This is a genomic window from Streptomyces sp. NPDC005963 (genome assembly GCF_040638655.1).
Lineage (GTDB): Bacteria > Actinomycetota > Actinomycetes > Streptomycetales > Streptomycetaceae > Streptomyces.
The window spans coordinates 1-11,515 of the sequence record NZ_JBEXVD010000015.1 but is presented as its reverse complement, the minus strand read 5'-3'; the positions used below and the strand labels follow the sequence as shown (position 1 = coordinate 11,515).

The window sequence follows — 11,515 nt, the reverse complement described above, 5'->3', positions numbered from 1 at the left end:
TCGTCTGGCAGGACAGGGCGGTGGGGGCTGACCCCGAAAGCGACTGTAAGCCTCTGATCGATGATCGATCAAAGTATTCGGAGATAAAAATACTCTGCGGGGCGAAATTGGCATTCCGTGCCCCGAGGGGCGGCACCCGGTGCCGCAAATCCCCGCCCTGAGCAGGGCTTTGTTACTGGCCCGACAGCAGAGGGTCATGGGGATTCTGCGCTCTGTGGGAGCGTACTGGCTGGGCGTGATGACCGGGGGGCGTTCGCGCGGACGGCCGTCAGGACGGCCGCCGGCGGTTACCAGCCAGGGCGCACGTCCCGGCCGTGGTGGCCGTACGGCACCGGTGCGGAGACCGGCGGCGCAGCCGGCCTGCCGAGTGACACGGACCATGCGCGCAGCCTGCGACAGAAACGTTGGGCGCGCCTAAAACGACAGGCGAGGACACCGGGCCGGTACGGGCGCGGACCGGAGCAGCGGCCTCCAAGGGGGCGCCGTCGTGCCCCGGGATCGGGGCTATGCCCGCGGTGCGCACCCCAGGACATGTGCCTTCACCAGGAGGCCGATGTCCGGATCGCGTCGGAGGAACGCCTCCACCAGCGCCTCGTGCTCCTCCGCGTACGACTGCTGGACCGTCCCCAGCCATCGGATCGACAGGGCGGTGAAGACCTCGATGCCCAGCCCCTCCCAGGTGTGGAGCAGCACGGCATTGTCCGCGGCGCGCACCAGCTCCCGGTGGAAGGCGACCGTGTGCCGGACCTGGCCCGCCGAGTCCCCGGCCTGGTCAGCGGCGTACAGGGCGGTCACATGGGGCTGGAGCGTGGAGCAGTCCTTGGCGAGTTGCTCGGCCGCGAGCTCCGCCGCGATCTGTTCCAGCCCCGCCCGGACGGGATAGCTCTCCTCCAGGTCGGCCGCGGTCAGATTGCGCACCCGGACGCCCTTGTTGGGCGCGGACTCGATCAGTCGGAGGCTCTCCAGCTCGCGGAGCGCCTCACGGACGGGGGTCTGCGAGACCTGGAGCTCGGTGGCGATGCCGCGCTCGACGATCCGCTCGCCCGGCTTCCAGCGGCCACTGACGATCCCCTCCACGATGTGCGCGCGGATCTGCTCCCGCAGCGACTGGACGACGGGCGGGGTCATGGGGGGCTCCTTCAGGAATGGGCATAGCTCACCGATTATGCCCCTCGGCCGGCGGGGGACAGCGGACGCACGGCGCCCCCGCCCGGGAGGACCCGGACGGGGGCGCCGTAGTGCACTGTCGGTAGACACCTGCCGACGGGCCTTAAAGGCCCAGCTCAACCTCGAACTCGCCGGCTTCCAAGATCGCCTTGACGGCGGTCAGGTAGCGGGCGGCGTCCGCGCCGTCCACCAGGCGGTGGTCGTACGAGAGCGAGAGATACGTCATGTCACGGACGCCGATCACGGTGCCGTCCGGCGTCTCGATGACGGCCGGGCGCTTCACCGTGGCACCGATGCCCAGGATGGCTGCCTGGGTCGGCGGCACGATGACCGTGTCGAAGAGCGCACCGCGCGAACCGGTGTTGCTGATGGTGAAGGTCGCGCCCGCCAGGTCGTCCGGCCGGATCTTGTTGGAGCGGACGGCTCCGGCGAGTTCGGCGGTCTTCTTGGCGATGCCGGCGATGTTGAGGTCGCCAGCGCCCTTGATGACCGGCGTCATCAGACCCTTCTCGGAGTCCACGGCGATGCCGATGTTCTCCGAGTCGAAGTACGTGACGGTGCCTTCGTCCTCGTTGATCCGGGCGTTGATGATCGGGTGGGCCTTGAGCGCCTGGGCCGCGGCCTTCACGAAGAACGGCATCGGGGAGAGCTTGACGCCCTCGCGGGCCGCGAAGCTCTCCTTGGCCTGGTTGCGCAGCCGCATCAGCTTGGTGACGTCGACCTCGACGACCGAGGTCAGCTGGGCCTGACCGTGCAGCGCCTTCATCATGTTGTCGCCGATGAGCTTGCGCATCCGGGTCATCTTGACCGTCTGGCCGCGCAGCGGGGACACCTCAAGGGAGGGGGCCTTCGCCGACGGCGCGGCAGCCGCGGGTGCGGCGGCCGGAGCAGGTGCGGCGGCCTTGCTGGCCTCCGCCGCTGCGATGACGTCCTGCTTGCGGATGCGTCCGCCGACGCCCGAGCCCTTGACCGCGGACAGGTCCACGCTGTTCTCGGAGGCGAGCTTGCGGACCAGCGGGGTCACGTACACATCGCTGCCGACGGGCGCCGTGGGCTGGGCCGGGGCGGCGGGTGCCGCCGGTGCCTGCTGGGCGGGTGCCGGAGCGGGAGCCGCGGGCTGAGCCGGCGCCGGAGCGGGCGCGGGAGCCTGGGCGGCGGGTGCCGGGGCTGCGGGCTGGGCCGGCGCCGCGGGTGCTGCCGGCGCAGGAGCGGGTGCCGGAGCGGGTGCCGGTGCCTGCTGGGCGGGTGCGGGAGCCGGCGCCGCGGGCTGGGCCGGGGCGGCCGGAGCAGCACCGGGAGCACCGATGACGGCCAGCTTGGCGCCGACCTCGGCGGTCTCGTCCTCGCCGACCACGATCTCCAGCAGGACGCCGGCCGTGGGGGCGGGGATCTCGGTGTCGACCTTGTCGGTCGAGACCTCCAGCAGCGGCTCGTCGGCCTCGACGGAGTCGCCGACCTCCTTCAGCCAGCGGGTGACCGTGCCCTCGGTGACGCTCTCACCGAGCGCGGGCAGCACCACGTCGGTGCCGCTCGCACCGCCGGCCGGAGCCTCCTGCGCGGGAGCCGGGGCGGGGGCCTCGGCGACCGGAGCGGGAGCTTCCTGCACCGGGGCAGGGGCCGGAGCCTCCTGGGCGGGAGCGGGAGCTTCCTGGGCGGGAGCCGGCGCAGGCGCCTGTGCGGCAGCCGGGGCCGGAGCCTCGGCCGGCGCACCGGAACCGTCGTCGATGATGGCCAGCTCGGCGCCGACCTCGACCGTCTCGTCCTCGGCGACCTTGATGGAGGCCAGCACACCGGACGCGGGCGCGGGGATCTCGGTGTCGACCTTGTCGGTCGAGACCTCAAGCAACGGCTCGTCGGCCTCGACGCGCTCGCCCTCGGCCTTCAGCCAGCGGGTGACAGTGCCCTCGGTGACGCTCTCACCGAGCGCCGGAAGGGTTACGGAAACCGACATGGTTTCAGTTGCTCCTAACGGTGGGGTCTCCCCAGCTCAAGCGAAGCGCGAGCGTAGGGGAAATGCGGAAGTGGTCGTCTGGCCCGAGGGACTCAGTCAGCGCGAGCTGCGGGAACGGCTCGGTCAGCTCAGTCATGCGCGTGCAGCGGCTTGCCCGCGAGCGCGAGGTGGGCCTCGCCGAGCGCCTCGTTCTGGGTGGGGTGCGCGTGGATGAGCTGCGCCACCTCGGACGGCAGAGCCTCCCAGTTGTAGATCAGCTGGGCCTCGCCGATCTGCTCGCCCATCCGGTCACCCACCATGTGGACACCGACCACGGCACCGTCCTTGACCTGGACGAGCTTGATCTCGCCCTGGGTCTTGAGGATCTTGCTCTTGCCGTTGCCACCGAGGTTGTACTTCAGCGCGACGACCTTGTCCGCACCGTAGATCTCCTTGGCCTTGGCCTCGGTGATGCCGACGGACGCGACCTCCGGGTGGCAGTACGTCACCCGGGGCACACCGTCGTAGTCGACCGGGACGGGGTTCAGACCGGCGAGCCGTTCCGCCACCAGGATGCCCTCGGCGAAGCCGACGTGCGCGAGCTGGAGCGTCGGGACCAGGTCGCCGACCGCGGAGATCGTGGGCACGTTGGTGCGCATGTACTCGTCGGCGAGGACGTAACCGCGGTCCATCGCGACGCCCTGCTCCTCGTAACCGATACCGGCCGAGACCGGGCCGCGACCGACGGCGACCAGCAGCACCTCGGCCTCGAAGGTCTTGCCGTCCGCGAGGGTCACCCGGACGCCGTCCTGCGTGTACTCGGCCTTCTCGAAGAAGGTGCCGAGGTTGAACTTGATGCCGCGCTTGCGGAAGGCGCGCTCAAGAAGCTTGGAGCTGTTCTCGTCCTCGACGGGCACCAGGTGCTTGAGGCCCTCGATGACCGTGACGTCCGCGCCGAAGGACTTCCACGCGGAGGCGAACTCCACGCCGATCACACCGCCGCCGAGCACGATCGCGGACTGCGGAACGCGGTCCAGCTTCAGTGCGTGGTCGGAGGAGATGATGCGGTTGCCGTCGATCTCCAGGCCGGGTAGCGACTTCGGTACGGAACCGGTCGCGAGGAGGATGTGCCGGCCCTGGATGCGCTGGCCGTTGACGTCGACCGACGTCGGCGAGGACAGTCGGCCCTCACCCTCGAAGGTGGTGACCTTGCGCGAGGCGATCAGGCCCTGGAGTCCCTTGTACAGGCCGGAGATCACCTCGTCCTTGTACTTGTGCACGGCTGCGACGTCGATGCCCTCGAACGTCGCCCGGACACCGAACTGCTCGGATTCACGGGCCTGGTCGGCGATCTCGCCGGCGTGCAGCAGAGCCTTGGTGGGGATGCAGCCGTAGTGCAGGCAGGTGCCGCCGACCTTGTCCTTCTCGATCAGGGCGACGTCCAGGCCCAGCTGGGCTCCGCGCAGCGCCGCAGCGTAACCGCCGCTACCGCCGCCGAGGATCACTAGGTCGAAAACGGTGCTGGCGTCGTTCGCCACGTCACGTCCTCCATGCATGTGCGCCGGTCGCCGGGGTCCCCTTCCCGGGGACGACCGGTCTCTCGGCTGGTGTGCGGCCGCTGTTTCTTCGGCCCTGTCGTGGGGCCCTGTCCTGCCGAGCCCATCTTCGCACTTGTTGGGGGAAGACGGGACGCGGGGCGGGTGTCTTCCGGCGTCTGATCGATCACCTCAAACATTACCGGGGCGTAACAACCCCGGTAGAGCCGAAACGATTCCGCCCGTGGCGAGATTTCGTCGAGAGCGAACGCGCTCCGAGGGGTGGCGACGGTGCGGAACCGTCCGCCGCCACCCCTGCGGGACGTCGTCAGCCGAGCTCGCCCGCGCCGATCCGCTCGGCCAGCTTCACCAGGGTGCGCACGGACGAGCCGGTGCCGCCCTTGGGGGTGTAGCCGTACGGGGCCCCCTCGTGGAACGCCGGGCCGGCGATGTCCAGGTGCGCCCAGGTGATGCCCTCGCCCACGAACTCCTGGAGGAACAGACCGGCCACCAGGCCGCTGCCCATCCGCTCACCCATGTTCGCGATGTCCGCGGTGGGGGAGTCCATGCCCTTGCGCAGCTCGCTCGGCAGCGGCATCGGCCAGGACTGCTCGCCGGCCTCCTCCGCGGTCTCGTAGATGGCGGTACGGAACGCGTCGTCGTTGGCCATGATGCCGAAGGTGCGGTTGCCGAGCGCGACCATCATGGCGCCGGTCAGCGTGGCCACGTCCACGATCGCGTCGGGCTTCTCCTCCGACGCCTTCCACAGCGCGTCCGCCAGCACCAGCCGGCCCTCGGCGTCGGTGTTGAGCACCTCGACCGTCTTGCCGCTGTACATACGCAGTACGTCGCCGGGGCGCACGGCGGAACCGGACGGCATGTTCTCCGCCAGGGCGAGCCAGCCGGTGACGTTGACCGGCAGCCCGAGCCGGGCGGCGGCGATGACGGCGGCGAACACCGCGGCGGCGCCGGCCATGTCGCACTTCATCGTCTCGTTGTGGCCGGCCGGCTTGAGGGAGATGCCGCCCGAGTCATAGGTGATGCCCTTGCCCACGAGCGCCAGCGTCTTGGCGTCCTTGGAGTGGGTGTAGGTGAGCTTCACCAACCGCGGCGGGTTCTGCGAGCCCTGGCCGACGCCGAGGATGCCGCCGTACCCGCCCTTGATCAGGGCCTTGTCGTCCAGGACCTGCACCTTGACGCCGTGCTCCTTGCCCGCGGCGGTGACCACTGCGGCGAAGGACTCGGGGTAGAGGTCGTTGGGCGGGGTGTTGACCAGGTCCCGGGCCCGGTTCAGTTCCTCGGTGACGGTCAGCGCGCGCTCGGCCGCAGCCTTGTGCGCCTTGTCCCGCGGCTTCGCACCCAGCACGGCGATCTCGGCGAGCGGCGCCTTCGGACCCTTGTTGCCCTCGCCGCCCTGGTAGGCGGTGAAGGCGTACGCGCCCAGCAGCGCGCCTTCGGCGATCGCCTCGACGTCCTCCGACGCCTCGATCGGCAGCGCGTAGGCCGCCTTCTTCGACCCGGCGAGCGCACGGGCGGCGGTGCCGGCGGCCCGGCGCAGGGACTCGGCCCCGTACGCCTCGTCCTCGTTCGGTACGGACCCGAGCCCGACCGCGATGATCAGCGGCGCCTTGACGCCCGCGGGCGCGGGGAGCTTGGTCACCTCGCCCTCGGAGCCACCGGCGCCGAGGGTCTCCAGTACGGAGGCGAGCTTGCCGTCGAACGCCTTGTCCACGGCCTCTGCGCCCGGTGCGACCACCGGGCCCTTGTCGCCCTTTGCGACCCCGATGACCAGGGCGTCGGCGCGCAGCGTTGCGGCACCGGCAGTGCTGAGAGTGAGAGCAGTCACGGTGGTGAAATCTCGCTTCCGTTGAGTTCGAGGGCCATTTCGGGGCCGTTGGGGGGATAGGTCGACACCCCGCCCGGCAAGAGCCTACGCGCGGTCCTACGGGTCTCTCACGGCGGCAGTCGTTCGCTTTGCCCGTGGCGTCCGGCCTGCTTGGGGGCGCCCGGGGGCGCAGTGCGGGGTGATGCTCATGTGACAGGAGCGAGGCGGTGGACGTACTCCCTTGAGCGGGAGGGAACTTGGGACGCAGGCTCCATCGGCCGTGGACAGCGGTGTGCGGCGGTCGGCCCGCCGCGTCGGTCGTGCTCCGTTCACCATGGGCGCACCGGTCACCGCCCGATGGGGCGACGGCCCGTGCGCTCACCTCCGGTCTCCGGTGAGGGTGCATGGGGGTCAGCCCAGGACGAGCGCCACCAGGCAGACCGTCGCGGACGTTTCGGCGACGGCGCCGAACACGTCCCCTGTGACCCCGCCGAAGCGCCTTACACAGTGCCGCAACAGCAACTGGGCGACCACCAGTCCGCTCACCACGGCCAGTGCGACGTGCAGGGCGCCGAGCGGACCCGGCGCCTCGCCAGGGCCGTACGACAACCAACCGGCAGCGGCGCAGAGCAGGGTGACCCCGCCGGTGATCGCCAGCGCGGACCGTACGGAGAGCACCTCCGCCACCACAGCGCCCAGACCGTTGGGACGGGCGGCCGGTACTCCTGCGCGGGCGGCGAGGGTGAGGGCCAGCCGGGCGGCGACCTGGTAGACGATCGCGCCCAGGGCTCCGTGGCCCCAGCCCTGCGCATACAACTCGGACAGGGCGGCGATCTGCGCCACCAGCGTGAACAGCAGCGTCAGCACGCCGAAGGGGCCGATGTCCGACCTCTTCATGATCTTCAGGGCGTCTTCGGCGGGACGGGCGCTGCCGAGTCCGTCGGCGGTGTCGGCGAGGCCGTCCAGATGCAGGGCACGGGTGAGGACGGCAGGCACGGCCGCGGTCGCGATGGCGACGAGCAGCGGTCCGGCGTCCAGCAGGACGAACACCCCGCCCGCCCCGGCCGCGAGCAGACCGACCACGAGCCCCACCAATGGTGCACACGCCATGCCCGCCCGAGCAGCCTCGCGGTCCCAGCGCGTGATCCGCACGGGCAGGATGCTGAGGGTGCCGAAGGCGAAACGTACGCCGGTCAGGGCCGCGGAGACGGGTGCTTCACTCACCGCCGAAGGGTAGCCCGGTCCGCTCCCCGGGCGATCCGAACGCCGTCTCACCACAGTTCGGCCCGCTGGTGCCGCCCGTGGCCCCACCCCCGGCGGTAAATTGCGCATATCGCGCAAAATGGGAGGACGCACTATGGGCAGCTGGTTCTCCACCAACATCGTCGAGCCGGGAAAGCTCCCGATGTTCCTCGCCCTCGCCTCCTTCGTGCTGACCTTCCTCATCACCCGCGTCATCACCCGCATGATCCGCGCGGGCCGCGGACCCTTCCGCAACATCACCCCGGGCGGGGTGCACATCCACCACGTCGTACCGGGGGTCATCCTCACCCTCGTCGGCGGCTTCGGCGCCGTCGGCAGCGGACAGCACGGCGTCACCGCCTCCGTCTGCGCAGTGATCTTCGGGATCGGGGCGGGTCTCGTCCTGGACGAGTTCGCGCTCATCGTCCACATCGACGACGTGTACTGGACCGAAGAGGGCCGGCAGAGCGTCGAGGCCGTCATCGTCGCCACCGCACTCGCCATGCTCGTGCTCAGCGGCTTCTCACCCCTCGGCGTGGACAGCCTCACCCCAGACGAACGACAGAACCGCGCCACCCTGATCAGCACCCTCGTACTGAACTTCCTGCTGGTGATCGTCACCCTGTTCAAGGGCAAACCACAACTGGCCCTGATGGGCACCCTCGTGCCCTTCGTGGCGATCTTCGGCGCGGTCCGGCTGGCCAAGCCCACCTCGCCGTGGGCACGTCGCTTCTACCGCCGACGGCCCAAGTCCCGGGCCCGCGCCTGGGTGCGCGCCTATCGGCACGATCGACGCTGGGACGGGCCGCGCCGCAAGTTCCAGGACCTGATCGGGGGTACGCCCGACCCCGAGCGCGTCGGACGGTGACGGCACTCCGTGCCGAGGCGGAGCCCATCCCGGCCGGCCACTCAATCCCCGAGGTCCCCCACGGACGCCGACTCACCCTGTTCTGCGGCTTCTGCGGCTTCTGCGGCTTTCTCGGGCAACTCGGCCGCGAGCACGGCAGCCGCCCGAACGAGCGGGAGGGCGAGCAGCGCCCCGGTCCCTTCCCCCGCCGTCACCCCGTGGTCCAACAGCGGAGTGAGCGCCATCCGATCCAGCGCCTTCGCCTGCGCCGGCTCCCCCGACAACTGACCCGCCAGCCACCAGTCCGGCGCGCGGTACGCAGCCCGCTGCCCCACCAGCGCACAAGCGGCCGACACCACTCCGTCCAGGATCACCGGCATCCGCCGCGTCGCGCTCTGCAGGAGGAAGCCGGTCATCGCCGCCAACTCCGCACCCCCCACCGCGGACAGCAACTCCAACTGATCACCCAGCACCGGGCGGGCACGGCGCAACGAATCCCGGATCGCCGCGCACTTGCGCATCCACGCCAGATCATCGATGCCCGCGCCACCGCGACCCGTCACCACCGAGGCGTCCGTACCGCACAGCGCAGCGATCAACGTGGAGGCGGCCGTGGTCCCCCCGACGCTCAGATCACCCAGCACCACCAGATCGGTGCCGGAATCCGCCTCCTCATCGGCGATCGCCATGCCCAGGCGCACCGCACGCTCCGTCTCGTCGAGCGTCAGGGCGTCCTCGACGTCGATGCGCCCGCTGCCGCGCCGCACCCGGTGGCGCACCACGTCGTCCGGCAACAGCTCGGGGTCGCAGTCCAGACCGGCATCGACGACGCGCACCTGAACACCCGCCTGGCGGGCCACCACCGCAACGGGACTCGCCCCCTCCAACACGGCCCGGACCAACCGGTGCGCCGACCCCGCCGCACGGCCCGACACCCCCAGTCCCGCCACCGCGTGGTCACCGGCGAACAGCACCACGCGCGGCTGATCGATGGGCTTCACCGGCACCCGGCCCTGAGCGAGCGACAGCCACTCGCCCACCTCGTCGAGTCGGCCCAGAGCGCCGGGCGGGACGGCGAGCCGCGCCCGGCGGTCCTCGGCACGCTGGCGGAGGCCACTGTCCGGGCGCTCGATCAGATCGGAGAAGTCATCGAGATTCAGCCTGCTCATTCGCCGAACAGTACCCGCCCACCCCGTCGATCAGCTCCGGAGCACCAAGGGCTGTCCGGCGACCACCAACAGCACCTGCTCGCACTCCGCGGCGAAGGCCGCGTTCAACCGACCGAGCTCATCACGGAAGCGGCGCCCCGACGCGGTGGCGGGAACCACCCCGGACCCGACCTCGTTCGTCACCGCCACCACCGTGCGCGGAGTCTCCCGCACCGCCGTGACCAACTCGGCCACCCTCTTGCGCAGCGCCCTCTCACCGCCCTCCCGCCACTGAACGTCGTCCCAGGCACCCACCTGGTCCATGGCATCCGTCAGCCACAGCGACAGACAGTCGATCAACAGCGGAGGGCCGTCCTCGGCGAGCAGCGGGACCAGATCACAGGTCTCCGCGGTACGCCAGGAACCCGGCCGGCGGTCACGGTGCAGGGTCACCCGCTCCGCCCACTCCTCGTCGCCCTGCCGCGTGCCGCCCGTCGCGACGTACAGCACGCCCGGGAAGGTCTCCAACCGACGCTCGGCCTCCAACGACTTGCCCGAACGCGCCCCACCGGTGACCAGGGTGCGCCGGGGCACGTCCGGTACGGCGTGGTACTCCCCGACCACCAACGTCGTCCCGTCGGGCACGGCCCGCGCACCCGCGGCGGCGAGCCGACGATCCAACTCCGCTCCACCGGGGACCTCGTGACCGATGTGCACGGCGATCACATCCGTGGTCGCCCCGATCGCCCCGACGGCCCTCAGCCGCGCGATCGCATCCGGACGTCCCACGACATCGGCCACGACCATCTCGTAGGCCGCCCGCCCCTCCGCCACACCGGCCGGAGCGCCCCCCGGAGGCAGGTACAGCAGCCGATCACCCTCCGGGGATGAGACCTCGTACCCCGTGCCGGGGTGGTCCATCGCCACGGCCCGCACCCGGTGACCGCTGATCAACGTCAACACCCGTCCATCGGGAACCCGCCCCGCCGACGGCAGCCCCGCGGGCAACTCAACGGCCGGTCCGTCGTGCGGGTGCGTCAACAGCACCTGCCGTACGCCGACGAGCGAATGCCCGGCGCGGGCAGCGGCCAGAGCGGCTCCGGGCGTCAGATCCAGGAGCAGGGCCCCGTCGACGAGCAGCGCGGTCGCCGCCCGCGCACGGGAGCCCCGAGCAGCGGCACACGCGGCGCAGGGGCAGTCTGGCTGAGGGAGACCGGCCGGAGAGCCGGTGCCGAGCAAAGTCACTTCCACACCCACGATCCTGCCTCTTCACCGCAGGCAGTGCGCGCCCGGATACGCTGCGGGCAGGACAGAGATCCTTTGCGGGACTCAGGGAGGCGTACATGGTATGGACGTGGCGGTTCGAGAAGTCCGACGGAACGGAGGTCCAGCCGGCGGTCGAGCCGGAGGAGTTCACGACCCAGGGGGACGCGGAATCCTGGCTCGGTGAGCACTGGAAGGAGCTACGGGACGGTGGCGCGGACCAAGTGAACCTCTCGGAAGACACGACGAAGATCTACGGCCCCATGAGCCTGGACGCTCCGGAGTAGCCCTCGGGGCAGCGGCTCTGACGACGAACCCCCGAAGGGGGGATCCTTCGGGGGTTCGTCGTTTGGGCTCGGCCCCGGGGGGTGGCGGGGTTCTGTCCTCAAGCGCCGGACGGGCTGAGCTTGCTGGGGCTGGGGCCTTGCCTGGGGCTGGGGTCTGGCTCTTTCCGGGTGGGGCCTGTTTGTTGGGTTCCGCCTTGGGGGGTGGCGGGGTTCCGTCCTCAAGCGCCGGACGGGCTGGGTTTGCTCGGGTTTTGGGGGGCTGGGGTTTGGG

At 70.9% G+C, this 11,515-nt stretch carries 9 protein-coding genes; 2 read left to right on the top strand and 7 right to left on the bottom strand.

Annotated elements, in window-relative coordinates; genetic code table 11:
• Nucleotides 1-504 precede the first annotated feature (504 nt).
• From ABZ348_RS20375 to ABZ348_RS20355, 5 genes are all read right to left on the bottom strand, one after another.
• Nucleotides 505-1,128: a GntR family transcriptional regulator gene (locus ABZ348_RS20375; RefSeq protein ID WP_358934943.1), complete on the bottom strand. Its 624-nt coding sequence runs from the start codon at nt 1,126-1,128 to the stop codon at nt 505-507.
• A gap of 142 nt (nt 1,129-1,270) precedes the next feature.
• Nucleotides 1,271-3,118: a 2-oxoglutarate dehydrogenase, E2 component, dihydrolipoamide succinyltransferase gene (sucB, locus tag ABZ348_RS20370; RefSeq protein ID WP_358934941.1), complete on the bottom strand. Its 1,848-nt coding sequence runs from the start codon at nt 3,116-3,118 to the stop codon at nt 1,271-1,273.
• A 128-nt stretch (nt 3,119-3,246) separates the two neighbouring features.
• Entirely contained in the window at nt 3,247-4,635 is a 1,389-nt protein-coding gene (gene lpdA / locus ABZ348_RS20365) for a dihydrolipoyl dehydrogenase (protein WP_358934940.1), read from the bottom strand.
• A gap of 325 nt (nt 4,636-4,960) precedes the next feature.
• Nucleotides 4,961-6,478 (bottom strand): leucyl aminopeptidase, encoded by a 1,518-nt coding sequence (locus ABZ348_RS20360; protein WP_358934939.1) that lies wholly within the window; start codon nt 6,476-6,478, stop codon nt 4,961-4,963.
• Nucleotides 6,479-6,868: 390 nt separating this feature from the next.
• Complete coding sequence (locus ABZ348_RS20355; RefSeq protein ID WP_358934937.1) at nt 6,869-7,681, bottom strand: adenosylcobinamide-GDP ribazoletransferase; 813 nt, start codon at nt 7,679-7,681, stop codon at nt 6,869-6,871.
• 133 nt (nt 7,682-7,814) lie between these two features.
• Between ABZ348_RS20355 and ABZ348_RS20350 the strand changes: the two genes are divergently transcribed.
• Nucleotides 7,815-8,567, top strand: coding sequence for a hypothetical protein (locus tag ABZ348_RS20350; RefSeq protein WP_358934935.1), 753 nt, complete (start codon nt 7,815-7,817; stop codon nt 8,565-8,567).
• 41 nt (nt 8,568-8,608) lie between these two features.
• On the opposite strand, the gene cobT is transcribed toward ABZ348_RS20350, so the two are convergent.
• Both cobT and ABZ348_RS20340 read right to left on the bottom strand, forming a co-directional pair.
• The gene (cobT, locus tag ABZ348_RS20345) at nt 8,609-9,715 is read right to left on the bottom strand and encodes a nicotinate-nucleotide--dimethylbenzimidazole phosphoribosyltransferase (RefSeq protein ID WP_358934933.1); all 1,107 of its coding nucleotides are present in this window, start codon (nt 9,713-9,715) and stop codon (nt 8,609-8,611) included.
• Between the two features lie 30 nt (nt 9,716-9,745).
• The gene (locus tag ABZ348_RS20340; protein ID WP_358934931.1) at nt 9,746-10,945 is read right to left on the bottom strand and encodes a bifunctional adenosylcobinamide kinase/adenosylcobinamide-phosphate guanylyltransferase; all 1,200 of its coding nucleotides are present in this window, start codon (nt 10,943-10,945) and stop codon (nt 9,746-9,748) included.
• Between the two features lie 92 nt (nt 10,946-11,037).
• Here ABZ348_RS20340 and ABZ348_RS20335 point away from each other — a divergent pair, with 92 nt between their 5' ends.
• The gene (locus ABZ348_RS20335) at nt 11,038-11,244 is read left to right on the top strand and encodes a hypothetical protein (RefSeq protein WP_358934929.1); all 207 of its coding nucleotides are present in this window, start codon (nt 11,038-11,040) and stop codon (nt 11,242-11,244) included.
• Nucleotides 11,245-11,515 lie beyond the last annotated feature (271 nt).